Annotated in this window: 12 protein-coding genes and 1 pseudogene; 7 read left to right on the top strand and 6 right to left on the bottom strand. The window is 54.5% G+C overall.

What is annotated here, in order from left to right; translation table 11 throughout:
* Window positions 1-120 precede the first annotated feature (120 nt).
* The 3 genes from hldE to ACLJR2_RS05930 form a co-directional block, all read right to left on the bottom strand.
* Window positions 121-1554 carry a bifunctional D-glycero-beta-D-manno-heptose-7-phosphate kinase/D-glycero-beta-D-manno-heptose 1-phosphate adenylyltransferase HldE gene (gene hldE, locus ACLJR2_RS05940; protein ID WP_000867682.1) on the bottom strand — a complete coding sequence of 478 codons (1434 nt, stop codon included), beginning with the start codon at window positions 1552-1554 and terminating at the stop codon, window positions 121-123.
* Between the two features lie 47 nt (window positions 1555-1601).
* Window positions 1602-4445, bottom strand: a complete 2844-nt coding sequence (glnE, locus tag ACLJR2_RS05935; protein ID WP_000188304.1) for a bifunctional [glutamate--ammonia ligase]-adenylyl-L-tyrosine phosphorylase/[glutamate--ammonia-ligase] adenylyltransferase — start codon at window positions 4443-4445, stop codon at window positions 1602-1604.
* Between the two features lie 117 nt (window positions 4446-4562).
* Window positions 4563-5864: an inorganic triphosphatase gene (locus tag ACLJR2_RS05930; protein ID WP_000046220.1), complete on the bottom strand. Its 1302-nt coding sequence runs from the start codon at window positions 5862-5864 to the stop codon at window positions 4563-4565.
* Between the two features lie 241 nt (window positions 5865-6105).
* Between ACLJR2_RS05930 and ACLJR2_RS05925 the strand changes: the two genes are divergently transcribed.
* Both ACLJR2_RS05925 and ACLJR2_RS05920 read left to right on the top strand, forming a co-directional pair.
* Window positions 6106-6720 carry a TIGR04211 family SH3 domain-containing protein gene (locus ACLJR2_RS05925; RefSeq protein ID WP_001125344.1) on the top strand — a complete coding sequence of 205 codons (615 nt, stop codon included), beginning with the start codon at window positions 6106-6108 and terminating at the stop codon, window positions 6718-6720.
* A gap of 62 nt (window positions 6721-6782) precedes the next feature.
* Entirely contained in the window at window positions 6783-8024 is a 1242-nt protein-coding gene (locus ACLJR2_RS05920; protein WP_000708449.1) for a multifunctional CCA addition/repair protein, read from the top strand.
* Window positions 8025-8128: 104 nt separating this feature from the next.
* On the opposite strand, the gene bacA is transcribed toward ACLJR2_RS05920, so the two are convergent.
* Together bacA and folB are read right to left on the bottom strand one after the other, a co-directional pair.
* Window positions 8129-8950 (bottom strand): undecaprenyl-diphosphate phosphatase, encoded by an 822-nt coding sequence (gene bacA / locus ACLJR2_RS05915; RefSeq protein ID WP_001281933.1) that lies wholly within the window; start codon window positions 8948-8950, stop codon window positions 8129-8131.
* 97 nt (window positions 8951-9047) lie between these two features.
* Window positions 9048-9407: a bifunctional dihydroneopterin aldolase/7,8-dihydroneopterin epimerase gene (gene folB / locus ACLJR2_RS05910; RefSeq protein ID WP_000355776.1), complete on the bottom strand. Its 360-nt coding sequence runs from the start codon at window positions 9405-9407 to the stop codon at window positions 9048-9050.
* Window positions 9408-9513: 106 nt separating this feature from the next.
* Here folB and plsY point away from each other — a divergent pair, with 106 nt between their 5' ends.
* Together plsY and ACLJR2_RS05900 are read left to right on the top strand one after the other, a co-directional pair.
* Window positions 9514-10125, top strand: a complete 612-nt coding sequence (gene plsY, locus ACLJR2_RS05905) for a glycerol-3-phosphate 1-O-acyltransferase PlsY (protein ID WP_001272784.1) — start codon at window positions 9514-9516, stop codon at window positions 10123-10125.
* A pseudogene (locus ACLJR2_RS05900) lies at window positions 10109-10252 on the top strand (fumarate hydratase); the annotation flags it as partial. The gene plsY and the pseudogene ACLJR2_RS05900, both read left to right, overlap by 17 nt.
* Before the next feature lie 122 nt (window positions 10253-10374).
* Here the strand turns inward: ACLJR2_RS05900 and tsaD are convergent.
* Window positions 10375-11388 carry a tRNA (adenosine(37)-N6)-threonylcarbamoyltransferase complex transferase subunit TsaD gene (gene tsaD / locus ACLJR2_RS05895; RefSeq protein ID WP_001264389.1) on the bottom strand — a complete coding sequence of 338 codons (1014 nt, stop codon included), beginning with the start codon at window positions 11386-11388 and terminating at the stop codon, window positions 10375-10377.
* 227 nt (window positions 11389-11615) lie between these two features.
* On the opposite strand from tsaD, the gene rpsU reads away from it, so the two are divergent.
* The 3 genes from rpsU (at window position 11616) to rpoD (ending at window position 15809) form a co-directional block, all read left to right on the top strand.
* Complete coding sequence (gene rpsU, locus ACLJR2_RS05890; RefSeq protein ID WP_001144069.1) at window positions 11616-11831, top strand: 30S ribosomal protein S21; 216 nt, start codon at window positions 11616-11618, stop codon at window positions 11829-11831.
* 235 nt (window positions 11832-12066) lie between these two features.
* Complete coding sequence (gene dnaG / locus ACLJR2_RS05885) at window positions 12067-13812, top strand: DNA primase (protein ID WP_000918869.1); 1746 nt, start codon at window positions 12067-12069, stop codon at window positions 13810-13812.
* 14 nt (window positions 13813-13826) lie between these two features.
* Window positions 13827-15809 (top strand): RNA polymerase sigma factor RpoD, encoded by a 1983-nt coding sequence (gene rpoD, locus ACLJR2_RS05880; RefSeq protein WP_001120159.1) that lies wholly within the window; start codon window positions 13827-13829, stop codon window positions 15807-15809.
* Window positions 15810-15915: the final 106 nt, after the last annotated feature.

The following is a 15915-nucleotide window of genomic DNA, read 5'->3' as shown; positions in this document are numbered from 1 at the left end:
TTCCTTTACTTTAGGTCGAAAAAAAAGCAGCGTCAACCGCGAGATACGCGTCGAAACAAAATGTCCGACGCGCCTTCAAAATCAGCGCCCGCAGCGTCTGTAACGCCTGATGACGCGGTTTTACTTCTCGCTCTCGGTCTGGATCTTTTTGATGATATTGGTCGTGGAACAACCATCTTCGAAGTTCAGCACCATGACTTCGCCGCCGTTGGCCCAGACCTCTTCGCTGCCCGCGATCTCTTCCGGCTTATAGTCGCCGCCTTTTACCAGCAGATCCGGCAGAATACCGGCAATCAGTCGTTGCGGCGTATCCTCTTCAAAAGAGACAACCCAGTCGACTGACTCCAGCGCGCCCAGCACGATCATACGCTGTTCGAGCGGATTAACCGGACGGCTTTCGCCTTTCAGGCGTTTAGTCGAGGCGTCACTATTGACCGCAACAATCAGGCGGTCGCCCAGTTTGCGCGCGTTCGCCAGATAAGAGACATGGCCCGCGTGCAGAATATCGAAAACGCCGTTGGTCATGACCACTTTCTCGCCACGCTTACGCGCGCTGGCGACGGCCTGTCTCAACTCCTCTTCGGTCATGACGCCGAAGCCGGTATCCGCGCGTCCGCGCACTGCGTTTTCCAGCTCAATAGGGGAAACCGTTGACGTCCCGAGTTTACCTACCACTACGCCCGCCGCCGCATTGGCGAAATAACACGCCTCTTCCAGAGTATTTCCCGCCGCCAGCGTCGCCGCCAGCACGCCGATCACCGTATCGCCCGCACCGGTAACATCATAAACTTCCTGCGCCTGCGTCGGCATATGTAGCGGCGCTTTATTCGGTTGCAGCAGCGTCATTCCCTGTTCGGAACGCGTGACCAACAGCGCGGAAAGGTCGTAATCGGCAATGAGTTTCATGCCACGTTCAACCAGTTCGTCTTCGCTTTTACATTTCCCCGCGACCGCCTCAAATTCAGAAAGGTTTGGCGTCAGCAGCGTGGCGCCGCGGTAACGTTCAAAATCCGTTCCTTTCGGATCGATGAGCACCGGCACGCCCGCCTGGCGCGCCAGGGAAATCATAGTCTGCACGCTGGTCAGAGCGCCTTTGGCATAATCGGACAATACCAGCGCGCCGATCGATCCCAGCGCCTGGTTGATACGCTCATGCAACGGCTGCGGGTCCACGCCCTCAAAGCCTTCTTCAAAATCAAGACGAATGAGCTGCTGATTACGTGATAGTACGCGCAGTTTGGTAATCGTCGGATGCGTCGGCACAGAAACGAAGTCGCACTTCACATTGACCTCCGCCAGCGTTTTGCTCAGCGCGCGCGCGGCGTCATCAATACCCGTCAGGCCGACCAGACGGGCGTTCGCTCCCAGAGACGCAATGTTCATCGCCACGTTCGCCGCGCCGCCCGGACGTTCCTCAACGGTATTTACCTTAACCACGGGCACCGGCGCTTCCGGTGAAATACGGCAAGTGGGGCCATACCAATAGCGATCCAGCATTACATCACCCACAACCATGACGCCTGCACGTTCAAACGCTGGCAGATTTACTTTCATTCCTGTCTCCTGAGAGATTCAAAATTTGCGCGCGATAATAGCATAATTCAAACGGCTACCAGCCACTTCCGCCAGCTTGCCTGCACCAGCGCGCGCTCTTTGCTAAAACATGTCTGCGCCACATGACCGGGAAGCTCCTGCAACGCCAGGTGGTGCAGTTCATCACGCAGTGTGGTGTAGGCTACCGTCAGCGCCTGCGCTTCGTGTTCATCCATAATGCCGTTTTGCGCCAGAAGCTCCAGGATGCGCACGTTATCAGACCAGCGCGTTAATTTAGGTTTTTCATGAGCGTAGCGCAGTACCAGATATTGCGCGATAAACTCAATATCCGTAATACCGCCTTCATCAGCTTTAATATCAAAACGATCGCGATGCTTATTGCCGAGATGCGCCCGCATTTTCTCGCGCATTTCACGCACTTCAGTCTGCAATGTCTTGCCGTCACGCGCCGTCGTCATGATAGTGCGGCGCACCTCATCAAACTGTGAGGTAAGCTGCGGGTCGCCATATACCACGCGAGCGCGTACCAACGCCTGATGTTCCCAGGTCCAGGCTTCATGCTGCTGATAATCGGCAAACGCGTCCGCTGAAGTCACCAGCATTCCCGCCGCGCCAGAGGGGCGTAGACGCGCATCCACCTCATACAAAATGCCGGAGGAGGTGCGCGTACTGAACAGATGCATAATGCGCTGCGCCAGGCGCAGATAAAACTGCCGCCCGTCGATTTCGCGTTCGCCGTTGGTCATGACGTCCATCGGACAGTCATGCAGGAAGATGAGATCCAAATCGGAACTGTAGCCCAGCTCCCATCCGCCCAACTTGCCATAACCGACAACCGCAAACCCCCGCCCCTGGCGCTCGTCCAGATGCGCTGGCTGACCATAACGCGCAACCATTTGCGTCCACGCCTGCTGCACCACAGCATCAATCATCGCCTCCGCCAGCCATGTGAGGTGATCGCTTACTTTCATCACCGGCAGCGTACCGGCAATATCCGCCGCCGCAATCCGCAAAAGCTGTGCCTGTTTAAACTGGCGTAATGCCTCCAGTTGTTGTTCTTCGTCCTCTTCCGGCACGCGCAGCAAATACTGGCGTAATTCGTCGCGGTAAGCGTCGGTAGCCGTCGGCTGATAAAGCGTGCCGGGGTCGAGCAGTTCATCAAGCAACAACGGATAACGCGCCAGTTGGCTCGCTATCATTGGCGAAGCGGCGCAGAGCATAATCAGGTGTTTCAGCGCGCCGGGAAATTCGCTCAGCAGCTCCAGATAGGTGGTGCGAGTGACAATCCCCGCCAGCAACGGCGTTATCCGCGATAGCGTAACAGCGGCGTCTTCGCGAGAGCAGACATCAGCAAGCAGGTGCGGCATCAGTTGGTCCAGCACTTGCCGCCCGCGCGGACCGATAGGGCGTTTATCCAGTTCCTTACGGAAGTCAGCGATGAGGGTCAGAACTTGTCGCCGATCCTCATCGGCTAAATGCGCCAGCACTGGCGTCGAATCATCCTCCTGTAGCGCATCCTGCCATACTTCACGCCACGGCTCTGAACGTTCTTCCTCCTGCGGGATATCGGCTTCATCATCGCCAATTAATTCGTTGAATACGCGGCGTACATTAGCCATATGATCCGTCAGTTCGCCAACAAGCTGCGGCCAGTTCTCCGCCTTCATTCCCCAGGCCAGCCGCGCCCGATTCAGATCGTCGGCAGGCAACGTTTGCGTCTGTTCGTCATTGATGCTTTGCAGCAGATTCTCCAGACGACGTAGAAAAAGATAGGCCACGCGCAGTTGCGCCACGTCATTCTCAGGCAGCAAATGCAGCGCAGCGATAGCATCCAGCGTTGGCAGTAACGAACGCGACTGTAGCGACGGCTCGCGTCCGCCGCGGATGAGCTGGAATACCTGCACGATAAACTCAATTTCACGAATACCGCCCGCGCCAAGTTTAATGTTGTCTTTCAAACCGCGGCGTCGCACTTCGCGGGCGATCATCCCTTTCATATTACGTAGCGACTGGATGACGCTGAAATCGATATAGCGGCGGAAAACGAAAGGCCGCAGCATGGCGCGTAATTCACGAGACCAGGCGTCGTCGTTATCGCCCATTAGCCGCGCTTTCACCATGGCGTAGCGTTCCCAGTCGCGTCCTTGCTCCTGATAGTAATCCTCCAGCGCGGCAAAACTCAGTACCAGCGGGCCGCTGTCGCCAAACGGTCGCAGGCGCATGTCCACCCGATAGACAAAACCATCCATTGTGGGCTGATCCAGCGCTTTGATCAGCCGCTGCCCGAGACGCGTAAAAAACTGGGCGTTATCGAGTTCACGACGCCCGCCCCGGGTCTCGCCATGTTCCGGCCAGGCGAAAATCAGATCGATATCAGACGAAAAATTCAGTTCGCCGCCGCCCAGCTTGCCCATGCCTAAAATCAACAGCGGCTGCGGAACGCCCTGCGGGTTACAGGGGGTTCCCCATTCGCGGCAACAGGCGGCATACAGCCAGTCGCGCGCCCCCACAATGAGCGTCTCCGCCAGATGGCTCAACTGTTGTAAAATAGTCTCATCGTCCACCAGCGACAGCGTCTGCGCCCAGGCGATGCGTACCATGATGCGACGACGAAAAAACCTCAGTTCACGCATCAGCGAGGCGTCGTCACAGACACCTGCCAACGCCTCCTGTAACCAGCCAGCATAATGTCGCCATTCATCAGCCTGCGGCGATGCGGATTCCAGTTCGGCAAGCCACTCCGGATGCGCTATCACGCTATCCAGCGCAAAATCGCTAAATGTAAGTACTGACTTCGCCTGCACGCTAAGCGATGTCTCAGTAAATCCTTCTGGTAGGCGCTCAACAACGGTCTGCCAGTACTGCGATAAGGGTGAAGAGAGCGGCGTCATTTAGGGGATATCCTTTAAATAATGCCGGATGGCGGCATTTCGCCTGACCCGGCCTACAAGTCCGCATACCGTAAGCCTGATAAGCGCAGCGTCATCAGGCGCTTTCTACGGTTCTGATTATCGTTTTCCGCTGTGCAACCAGAACGGCTGCTGGTTAATGGCCTCATTACGGAAATGTTCAATTTCAATACGTTGCCCGATAATAATGGCGTGACGCAATCCCTGCCAGTTCTCCAGCCATGCCTGCGCGATCATCGCATCATAATACCCGGCCAGCAGTAAAACGCTGTCGATATCGCGAGTCAAACGCGGCAACTGGTCGCGATACTTATCACCCAGCGGTTGTCCAAAAACTTTTTTTAATTCAGCAGCATGACGAGAAAGATGAATGTCGGCGAAACGCTTAAAAGAATCGGCCATTTTGGCCTGCGCCTTCGCGTCCAGAAATGGCTGCCAGGCTTTCGTCACCAGCCATTCCGTCAATGCCAGTTTCGCCATCGCCGTTTGCGTACTATAAACGGCTGTGACGGCGGACACCGCGGATGTCATCGTCGCTTCCGCCTGGGTAAGTAGATCACGTAAGTGAGTGCTCGCTTTACGCGGAACAATGCCACCAAAAAGCATTAAGGCATGGCGCACTAATCCCATAGCATCCAGCACGTGTTCTTTCGCCGACTCGCCGCCGCGCAGCCAGAGCTCTTCATGGTACTGCCACTGTGACAACGCCAGATCCAGCGAGGCCTCCAGCCCTTGCTCTACCGTGGCTTTCGCGGCAGTCCGCAGAATTGCCGTTGGTGTATTCTCTCGCGGCGCATTCCCCTGCGCCAGGTGATAACCTCGCGCCGCCTTACTCAGACTGCCCTGACGCAAACCGGTTTGCGACAGCAGTTGCTTCGCCAGTTTTAACACGGCGCGCGTATCGCCGCGAAGCAACTCAAGCTCCAGCTCACAAATCGGTTCGGCAAACTCGCCCGCTTTTACGTCGCCGAGATCGAGCGCAATTTCAATCCTGCTGCCGTCAACGTCCAGACACCATTTTTCCCGGTAAAAATCGGTACTGAACAGCGGCTGTACGTTTGATGCCAGGCCAGCGGGCAGGTTGCCATCAGGCCAGACCTCCGCCGGAAGTTGCGTCAGATCCAGCACGGGTTCGCTTAGCGCGACATTGTATTCGGGTCGCTGGTGCAGCCCGCCCGTTACCCGGCCGGCAATTTTCATGGTCATTTCATAGCGCCCATTTTCACCACGAATACGCAGCCCCATATCATGGCGGCGTAGCCAGTTATCAGGCGTTTCGAAGTAGATATTCAGCAACTGGCTGGGCGCATGATGCTCGCCGCCGAGCGTATGAAGATGATTTCGCAGCGCATCTACGGCGTCGTGATTGACGATAAACTTTAATTCGATTTCCTGAGCCATGGCCTTGTACTTATGGGTTATGTCACATCTGGGAAGATTCTTGGCGAACTTACCCGCATTATTTTTGTCAGTAGATAGTATTTTGCGCCAAATTGCCATGCAACGAGCAATTTGACGGGCGTAAAAGTTTGACGTAGCGGCAAAGGCGACACAGATGATTCCGATTGATGTCGACTACTTTGCGTAGCGACACTGATGCCGTTACTATCGTTCCACTTTCTCTGACAATAACGACAGCCTGATGCCAAAATTACGCCTGATTGGACTAACTTTACTTGCGCTTAGCGCCACCGCCGTCTCTCATGCTGAAGAGACGCGTTACGTTTCTGATGAACTGAATACCTGGGTCCGCAGCGGTCCGGGAGATAATTATCGCCTTGTGGGTACCGTCAACGCCGGCGAGGAAGTCACGCTCTTACAGAGCGATGCCAACTATGGTCAAATTAAAGACAGTTCTGGTCGTACTGCCTGGATACCGTTAAAAGAACTGAATACTACGCCAAGCCTGCGTACCCGCGTGCCGGATCTGGAAAATCAGGTCAAAACGTTGACCGATAAACTCAACAATATTGATACCACGTGGAATCAGCGCACCGCCGATATGCAGCAGAAAGTGGCGCAAAGCGACAGCGTCATCAACGGGCTAAAAGAAGAGAACCAGAAGCTGAAAAACGAACTGATTGTCGCGCAGAAAAAAGTGAGCGCCGCGAATCTGCAACTGGATGACAAACAGCGCACCATTATTATGCAGTGGTTTATGTATGGCGGCGGCGTATTGGGTATTGGCTTGCTGTTAGGGCTGGTGCTGCCGCATATGATCCCAAGCCGTAAACGCAAAGACCGCTGGATGAACTAAATCGCCTTCTCTGCGGCACTGTCTTATCATTAGAGGATGATCGTTTTTAAAAGGAAAGTGGCGTGAAGATTTATCTGGTCGGTGGTGCGGTTCGGGATGCGTTGTTAGGGCTACCGGTTAAAGATAAAGATTGGGTCGTTGTCGGCGCCACGCCGCAGGAGATGCTTGATGCGGGCTACCAGCAGGTAGGCCGTGATTTTCCTGTGTTTCTCCATCCGCAAACTCACGAAGAATACGCGCTGGCGCGTACTGAGCGTAAATCCGGTTCCGGCTACACGGGCTTCACCTGTTATGCCGCGCCGGACGTTACCCTGGAAGCCGATCTCCAGCGTCGCGATCTGACCATTAATGCTCTGGCGCGCGACGATGACGGCCAGATTATCGACCCTTACCACGGGCGCCGGGATCTGGAGGCACGTCTACTGCGCCATGTCTCTCCCGCGTTTGGCGAAGATCCCTTGCGCGTATTGCGCGTGGCGCGTTTTGCCGCCCGTTACGCTCATCTTAGTTTCCGTATCGCCGATGAAACACTGGCGCTAATGCGCGAAATGACCGCGGCAGGCGAGCTGGAACATCTGACGCCGGAACGGGTATGGAAAGAGACGGAAAATGCGCTTACCACCCGCAATCCGCAGGTTTACTTCCAGGTATTGCGCGACTGCGGCGCCCTGCGCGTCCTGTTTCCGGAAATCGACGCCCTGTTTGGCGTACCCGCGCCGGCAAAGTGGCATCCGGAAATTGATACCGGAGTTCATACGTTGATGACGCTGTCGATGGCCGCCATGCTCAGTCCGCAGCTTGATGTCCGTTTCGCCACGCTTTGTCATGATCTGGGCAAAGGCTTAACGCCGAAAAACCTCTGGCCGCGCCATCATGGCCACGGCCCGGCGGGCGTGAAACTGGTCGAACAGTTATGCCAGCGTTTGCGCGTCCCCAATGACCTGCGTGATTTAGCTAAACTGGTCGCCGAATACCACGATCTGATCCACACCTTTCCGATACTCCAGCCGAAAACGATCGTTAAGCTGTTTGACGCCATTGATGCATGGCGTAAACCGCAGCGCGTCGAGCAGATTGCGCTGACCAGCGAGGCCGATGTCCGTGGACGTACCGGATTTGAAGCGTCGGATTACCCGCAGGGGCGCTGGCTGCGCGAAGCCTGGCAGGTGGCCCAAGCGGTACCGACGAAAGAGGTGGTGGAGGCCGGATTTAAGGGCATTGAGATTCGCGAGGAGCTGACCAAGCGACGAATTGCAGCGGTCGCCAGCTGGAAAGAGAAGCGCTGCCCGAACCCCGCCAGCTAAACGCCATCCGGCACGATAAATTGCCTGATGGCGCTGCGCTTATCAGACCGACAAAACAGTTAGGCCGGACAAGGCGGTACTCCGCCATCCGGCACGGTCAATCATCAGAAGAAGACAACGTAAACGGCAGCCGCCACCACAAAGCGGTAAATCGCAAACGGAATAAACGAGATACGCTTAATCAGTTGCAGGAAGGTCTTGATGGCGATCAGCGCCACCACAAACGCCGTCACAAAGCCCACTGCGAACATCGGAATATCCGCTGCGGTCAGGAATGACCAACTTTTGTAGAGATCCAGAACCGTTGCGCCCATCATCATCGGCACAGCCAGTAAGAACGAGAACTCAGAGGCGGCGTAACGGCTGACGCCCATCAGCATCCCACCGGAAATGGTCGCTCCGGAACGCGAGAAGCCCGGCCACAGCGCCAGACACTGGAAACAGCCAATCATAAAAGCCTGACGATACGTCATATCATCCAGCCCCGGCGCGCGCGGTTCTTTCGGCTTCAGGCACTCGGCGGCAATCAGCAACAGACCGCCTACCACCAGCGCGTACATCACGTTAATTGGGTTAAATAGCGACTTGATCGTGTCATGAAAGACTAACCCCAGCACCACCGCCGGAATCATGCCCAGCAGGATGTGAATCAACGTTAATCGACCTTTACTTTCACCTTCACGCTGTAGCGGGCGGCCAAAGTGAATACCGATGAGACCAAACAACCGCCGCCAGAACATCACCACGACCGCCAGAATAGATCCAAGTTGAATCACCACTTCGAATGTCTTGGCCGTATCGCCTTCAAACCCCAGCAGATGACCCACAATAATCATATGGCCCGTGCTGGATACCGGCAAAAACTCCGTCAATCCTTCGACCACACCCAAAATTGCCGCTATCAGCAGCGAGTGCATATCGCTCATCAATAAACCCCTAAAATGAAAAACACTGCAAAAATGGATCTCGCGTTAAGACCCCATATATAACCGTTTGGTTTAAAAAATATAAAATTATTTATTTTTATTTCAGATTATTGCCACGCTCAATAATTACCCCTACGTTCGCCGCGCGCGCGACGGCGCCAGGCTTGCTCAGTTTGATGCGAACCCACGGAGAATTGAATCGGCTAAGCAGCAGATCCGCCACCTCTTCCGCCACGCGTTCGACCAGAGCAAAACGCCCGCCTTCAACATGATTTATCACCGTGTCGGCGATATCCGCGTAACTTAGACAATCTGCGACATCATCGCTTTTCGCCGACTTGCGGTTATCCCATGCCATTTCGATATCGAACACCAGTTTTTGCTCGATAGTCTGTTCCCAGTCGTAAACACCGATAGTGGTGATTACCGAAAGTTGCTCTATAAATACAATATCCATCACGACCTGCCTGCTTTTTGGCTAACCCGGATACCACTTCCGGCGAAATGTGCGTATTATCCACAGAAATAGTAAATAAAACGACACTTTCAATACGGAACAGCTTATGAGTGCAATCGCGCCTGGAATGATCCTCTTCGCGTACCTCTGCGGCTCAATTTCCAGTGCCATTCTGGTTTGCCGCATCGCCGGGCTGCCCGATCCGCGTGAAAGCGGCTCCGGCAACCCGGGCGCGACGAACGTATTACGAATCGGTGGCAAGGGAGCGGCTGTCGCGGTACTTATTTTTGACATCCTTAAAGGCATGTTGCCCGTCTGGGGCGCGTATGCGTTAGGCGTTACCCCTTTCTGGCTGGGGCTTATCGCTATCGCCGCCTGTCTGGGGCATATCTGGCCGGTCTTTTTTGGCTTTAAAGGTGGGAAAGGCGTAGCAACCGCATTTGGCGCCATTGCGCCCATCGGCTGGGATTTAACCGGCGTTATGGCTGGCACCTGGCTGCTGACGGTCCTGTTAAGCGGTTATTCATCGTTAGGGGCGATTGTCAGCGCCTTGATTGCGCCGTTTTACGTCTGGTGGTTTAAACCGCAGTTCACCTTCCCGGTGTCGATGCTGTCATGTCTCATTTTGCTGCGCCATCATGACAACATCCAGCGTCTGTGGCGTCGCCAGGAGACGAAAATCTGGACGAAGCTGAAAAAGAAACGCCAGAAAGATTGAGCTGGAGCTGCGTCTGGAAGAGGGCCTCAACCGTCTGGGGCTCGGCCCACAAGGATTGACCGGCAATAGCTCGGTGATAGGCGTACATATCGAATCCGCCGCGCGTCACCCTTCCACCATTGGCGTGGTTAGGCGCGATTTTCGGCCTGATCTTCCTGGTGCTGCTGATCGTCTCCAGGCTGTTGTGGATGCCCATCGTTTTGCTGTAAATCCGTTGGGGCGGCATGATGTCGCCCCCTTTTTCCGCTTTTACGCCGCCGGCAGCTCGGCCAGCGGCCAGCGCGGACGTACCGTTACGCCAAGATCCGCCGTAACGCCCGCCTTAAACCGCACCATTCCGGCATAGGCGATCATCGCCCCGTTGTCGGTACAAAATTCCGGGCGCGCATAGAACACTTCGCCGCGGCGTTTTTGCATCATTTCGGCAAGCTTCGCGCGCAGCGTGCGGTTAGCGCTGACGCCGCCCGCCATGACCAGACGCTTAAAACCGGTGCTTTCCAGCGCGCGCTTGCACTTGATCATCAGCGTATCCACGACCGCATCTTCAAAAGCGCGCGCGATATCAGCGCGAGTTTGTTCGTCGTCGCCATTACTACGAATGGTGTTAGCGGCAAAGGTTTTCAGACCGGAAAAACTAAAATCCAGCCCCGGACGATCGGTCATCGGGCGCGGAAAGACAAAACGTCCCGCCGTCCCCTGCGACGCCATTTTCGACAGCATCGGGCCACCAGGATAATCCAGCCCCAACAATTTGGCAGTTTTATCAAACGCTTCGCCGGCGGCATCGTCAATCGACTCGCCCAGCAGTTCGTACTGACCAATTCCGGTCACGCTAATGAGCTGCGTATGTCCGCCGGAGACCAGCAGCGCCACAAACGGGAAATCCGGGGGATTATCTTCCAGCATCGGCGCCAGCAGATGCCCTTCCATATGGTGTACAGGAATGGCCGGCACATTCCAGGCAAATGCCAGCGAACGCCCGACGGTTGCGCCGACCAGCAGCGCGCCGACCAGGCCCGGGCCTGCGGTATAGGCCACCGCGTCGATATCGCTCGCCGTCAAACCGGCTTCTTTTAATGCCGCCTGAATCAGCGGCACGGTTTTACGCACATGATCGCGGGAAGCCAGTTCAGGCACTACGCCGCCGTAGTCAGCATGTAATTTCACCTGACTATACAATTGGTTGGCTAACAGACCCTTTTTGTCGTCGTAAATAGCGATGCCGGTTTCATCGCAGGATGTTTCAATACCCAGTACACGCATGACTTGTTTTACCTCGCTCTAATACCGCGCAGTGTAGGTCGAATGCGGGTGGATGTATACCCTCAGTCCCGACTTCGTGTATACTCCCTCCCCTTATAAAAGTCCCTTTCAAAAAAGGCCGCGGTGCTTTACAAAGCAGCAGCAATTGCAGTAAAATTCCGCACCATTTTGAAATAAGCTGGCGTTGATGCCAGCGGCAAACCGAATTAATCAAAGGTGAGAGGCACATGCCGGTAATTAAAGTACGTGAAAACGAGCCGTTCGACGTAGCTCTGCGTCGCTTCAAGCGTTCCTGCGAAAAAGCAGGTGTTCTGGCGGAAGTTCGTCGTCGTGAGTTCTATGAAAAACCGACGACCGAACGTAAGCGCGCTAAAGCTTCTGCAGTGAAACGTCACGCGAAGAAACTGGCTCGCGAAAACGCACGCCGTACTCGTCTGTACTAATCTTTTGAGAGCGGGCTGCTCTCAATTCAGATCGAGTTGTAGTTGTAAGGCCGTGCTTCCGAAAGGAATGCGCGGCTTGTTTTCGTTTATGCATTAGCATATACACAAAATCATTCATGCTGCGTCCAGGCGGCAAGAGAGCAAGTCCCCGGCGCTTACGCAAGTCAGCGACAGGGGTGAGCGAACGTAGCCAACACTACGGCAGCCTGAAGAATGACGTGTATAAAAGGGGCATATGGCTGGACGAATCCCACGCGTATTCATTAATGACCTGCTGGCGAGAACCGATATCGTCGATCTGATCGACGTGCGCGTAAAACTCAAGAAACAGGGCAAGAACTATCACGCGTGTTGTCCATTCCATAATGAGAAAACCCCTTCTTTCACCGTAAACGGTGAAAAACAGTTTTATCACTGCTTTGGATGCGGCGCGCATGGCAATGCGATCGACTTTTTGATGAATTACGACAAGCTCGAATTTGTCGAAACCGTCGAAGAATTAGCGGCCATGCATAACCTGGAAATTCCCTATGAAGCAGGCACCGGGCTTAGCCAGATAGAGCGCCATCAACGGCAAAACCTCTATCAGTTGATGAATGGTCTGAATGACTTTTATCAGCAGTCGCTTACCCATCCTGCGGCAAAACCTGCGCGTGACTATCTGCAAAAGCGCGGTCTGAGCGCTGAAATTATTCAGCGTTTCGCCATTGGCTTCGCGCCGCCAGGTTGGGATAACGCGTTAAAGCGCTTCGGTAATAACAGCGATAACAAGGCATTGTTGCTGGATGCCGGAATGCTGGTCAATAACGAGCAGGGCAGCACTTACGATCGTTTCCGTAATCGGGTCATGTTCCCTATTCGGGACAAACGCGGCAGGGTGATTGGTTTTGGCGGCCGAGTTCTGGGGAACGACACGCCGAAATACCTTAACTCTCCGGAAACGGACATTTTCCATAAAGGCCGCCAGCTATATGGTCTTTATGAGGCTCAGCAATATAGTGCTGAACCGCAACGCTTGCTTGTGGTCGAAGGTTATATGGATGTCGTCGCACTAGCGCAATACGACATTAACTATGTGGTCGCTTCGCTGGGTACCTCAACCACGGCAGACCATATGCATATGTTATTCCGGGCGACGAACAACGTGATTTGCTGTTACGACGGCGACCGGGCTGGCCGTGATGCCGCCTGGAGAGCGCTGGAAACAGCAATGCCTTATATGACCGATGGTCGGCAGGTACGCTTTATGTTTTTACCTGACGGCGAAGACCCGGATACGCTGGTGCGTAAAGAAGGCAAGGCGGCTTTCGAAGCGCGGATGGAGCAGGCGCAGCCGCTCTCTACGTTTCTGTTTAATAGCCTCCTGCCGCAGGTGGATTTAAGCTCGCCGGATGGCAGCACGCAGTTAGCCGCACTGGCGCTGCCGCTCATTAATCAGGTGCCTGGCGACGCGCACCGTATTCAGCTGCGCCAGACGTTGGGGCTGAAGTTAGGCATTTTCGATGATAGTCAGCTTGATCGTTTAGTGCCAAAACAGGCGGAAAGCGGCGTTTCCCGCCCGGCTCCACAGCTAAAACGCACGACCATGCGTATACTGATAGGATTACTGGTGCAAAATCCGGATCTCGCGCCGTTAGTGCCGCCCTTAGACGCGCTGGATCAGAATAAGCTGCCTGGACTTGGCTTATTTAAAGAATTGGTCAAAACTTGTTTGGCTCAGCCAGGTCTTACTACCGGACAACTTCTGGAACTCTACCGTGGCACAAATGATGCTGCGACCCTTGAAAAATTATCGATGTGGGACGATATAGCAGATAAGGCGATTGCCGAAAAAACCTTTACCGACTCACTCAACCATATGTTTGATTCGCTGCTGCAACTGCGACAAGAAGAGCTGATCGCTCGCGATCGCACTCACGGTTTAAGCAGCGAAGAACGCCGAGAGCTCTGGACGTTAAACCAGGAGCTGGCCAGAAAATGAATTTAACGGCTTAAATGCCGCATATCGATCGGGAAGCCCCCGACAGCCGCAGTGAGAGGCAGCGGCCAAAATATAAGTATGCCCTCGCTTTAAATGTCGACAGCTATACCGTCGACACCAATCAAACGAATAAGTGTGGATACCGTCTTATGGAGCAAAACCCGCAGTCACAGCTGAAACTTCTTGTCACCCGTGGTAAGGAGCAAGGCTATCTGACCTATGCTGAGGTCAATGACCATCTGCCGGAAGATATCGTCGATTCAGATCAAATTGAAGATATCATCCAAATGATCAACGACATGGGTATTCAGGTAATGGAAGAAGCGCCTGATGCCGATGATCTGCTGCTGGCTGAAAATACCACCAGCACCGATGAAGATGCGGAAGAAGCTGCTGCACAAGTTCTGTCCAGTGTTGAGTCTGAAATCGGTCGTACGACTGACCCGGTACGCATGTATATGCGTGAAATGGGCACTGTTGAACTGTTGACCCGGGAAGGCGAAATCGACATCGCTAAACGTATCGAAGACGGGATCAACCAGGTTCAATGCTCCGTTGCCGAATACCCGGAAGCCATTACCTATCTGCTGGAACAGTACGATCGCGTTGAGGCTGAAGAGGCTCGTTTGTCCGATCTTATCACCGGCTTTGTCGATCCGAACGCGGAAGAAGAGATGGCGCCGACCGCAACTCACGTCGGTTCTGAACTCTCCCAGGAAGACCTGGATGATGACGAAGACGAAGATGAAGAAGACGGCGACGATGACGCCGCCGATGACGACAACAGCATTGACCCTGAACTGGCACGCGAAAAATTCGCTGAGCTGCGCGCGCAATACGTCGTTACGCGCGACACCATCAAAGCGAAAGGCCGCAGCCATGCTGCCGCGCAGGAAGAGATTCTGAAGCTGTCTGAAGTGTTCAAACAGTTCCGTCTGGTACCGAAGCAATTCGACTATCTGGTCAACAGTATGCGCGTGATGATGGATCGCGTGCGTACCCAGGAACGTCTGATCATGAAGCTCTGCGTCGAGCAGTGCAAAATGCCGAAGAAGAACTTTATCACGCTGTTTACCGGTAACGAAACCAGCGAAACCTGGTTCAACGCCGCTATCGCGATGAACAAACCGTGGTCGGAAAAACTGCACGATGTCGCGGAAGAAGTGCAACGCTGCCTGCAAAAACTGCGGCAGATTGAAGAAGAAACCGGTCTGACCATCGAACAGGTGAAAGACATCAACCGTCGCATGTCTATCGGGGAAGCGAAAGCCCGCCGTGCGAAGAAAGAGATGGTTGAAGCGAACTTGCGTCTGGTTATTTCTATCGCTAAGAAATACACCAACCGTGGCTTGCAATTCCTTGATCTGATTCAGGAAGGCAACATCGGTCTGATGAAAGCGGTAGATAAGTTCGAATACCGTCGCGGCTACAAGTTCTCCACCTACGCTACCTGGTGGATTCGTCAGGCGATCACCCGCTCTATCGCGGATCAGGCGCGCACCATCCGTATTCCGGTGCATATGATTGAGACCATCAACAAGCTCAACCGTATTTCTCGCCAGATGCTGCAAGAGATGGGCCGCGAGCCAACGCCGGAAGAGCTGGCTGAACGGATGCTGATGCCGGAAGATAAAATTCGTAAGGTGCTGAAGATTGCCAAAGAGCCAATCTCCATGGAAACGCCGATCGGCGACGATGAAGATTCGCATCTGGGTGATTTCATCGAGGATACCACCCTCGAGCTGCCGCTGGACTCTGCCACTACCGAGAGCCTGCGTGCCGCAACGCACGACGTTTTGGCTGGCCTGACCGCTCGTGAAGCGAAAGTGCTGCGTATGCGTTTCGGTATCGATATGAACACCGACCACACGCTGGAAGAAGTGGGTAAACAGTTCGATGTTACCCGCGAACGTATCCGTCAGATCGAAGCGAAGGCGCTGCGTAAACTGCGCCACCCGAGCCGTTCTGAAGTGCTGCGCAGCTTCCTCGACGATTAATTCGCCGCACAGGTATAAACGCCGCCGCAAGGCGGCGTTTTTTTATCAGGCCATGCGCAAGCGCCCTATTTGGCCTGCAGAATTTCTACACAGCGCGAGTATTCGC

The organism is Salmonella sp. SAL03688, assembly GCF_046551895.1.
Classification (GTDB): domain Bacteria; phylum Pseudomonadota; class Gammaproteobacteria; order Enterobacterales; family Enterobacteriaceae; genus Salmonella; species Salmonella enterica.
The sequence above is the reverse complement of the archived record's forward strand: the minus strand, read 5'-3'. Positions and strand labels throughout refer to the sequence as shown.

What these genes read in the sequence shown, in the direction of transcription:
- dnaG (WP_000918869.1), top strand. Translation starts at nt 12,067, where the DNA reads ATGGCTGGACGAATCCCACGCGTATTCATTAATGACCTGCTGGCGAGA.
- plsY (WP_001272784.1), top strand. Translation starts at nt 9,514, where the DNA reads ATGAGTGCAATCGCGCCTGGAATGATCCTCTTCGCGTACCTCTGCGGC.
- tsaD (WP_001264389.1), bottom strand. Translation starts at nt 11,388, where the DNA reads ATGCGTGTACTGGGTATTGAAACATCCTGCGATGAAACCGGCATCGCT.
- bacA (WP_001281933.1), bottom strand. Translation starts at nt 8,950, where the DNA reads ATGAGCGATATGCACTCGCTGCTGATAGCGGCAATTTTGGGTGTGGTC.
- hldE (WP_000867682.1), bottom strand. Translation starts at nt 1,554, where the DNA reads ATGAAAGTAAATCTGCCAGCGTTTGAACGTGCAGGCGTCATGGTTGTG.
- rpoD (WP_001120159.1), top strand. Translation starts at nt 13,827, where the DNA reads ATGCCGCATATCGATCGGGAAGCCCCCGACAGCCGCAGTGAGAGGCAG.
- folB (WP_000355776.1), bottom strand. Translation starts at nt 9,407, where the DNA reads ATGGATATTGTATTTATAGAGCAACTTTCGGTAATCACCACTATCGGT.
- rpsU (WP_001144069.1), top strand. Translation starts at nt 11,616, where the DNA reads ATGCCGGTAATTAAAGTACGTGAAAACGAGCCGTTCGACGTAGCTCTG.
- ACLJR2_RS05930 (WP_000046220.1), bottom strand. Translation starts at nt 5,864, where the DNA reads ATGGCTCAGGAAATCGAATTAAAGTTTATCGTCAATCACGACGCCGTA.
- ACLJR2_RS05925 (WP_001125344.1), top strand. Translation starts at nt 6,106, where the DNA reads ATGCCAAAATTACGCCTGATTGGACTAACTTTACTTGCGCTTAGCGCC.
- glnE (WP_000188304.1), bottom strand. Translation starts at nt 4,445, where the DNA reads ATGACGCCGCTCTCTTCACCCTTATCGCAGTACTGGCAGACCGTTGTT.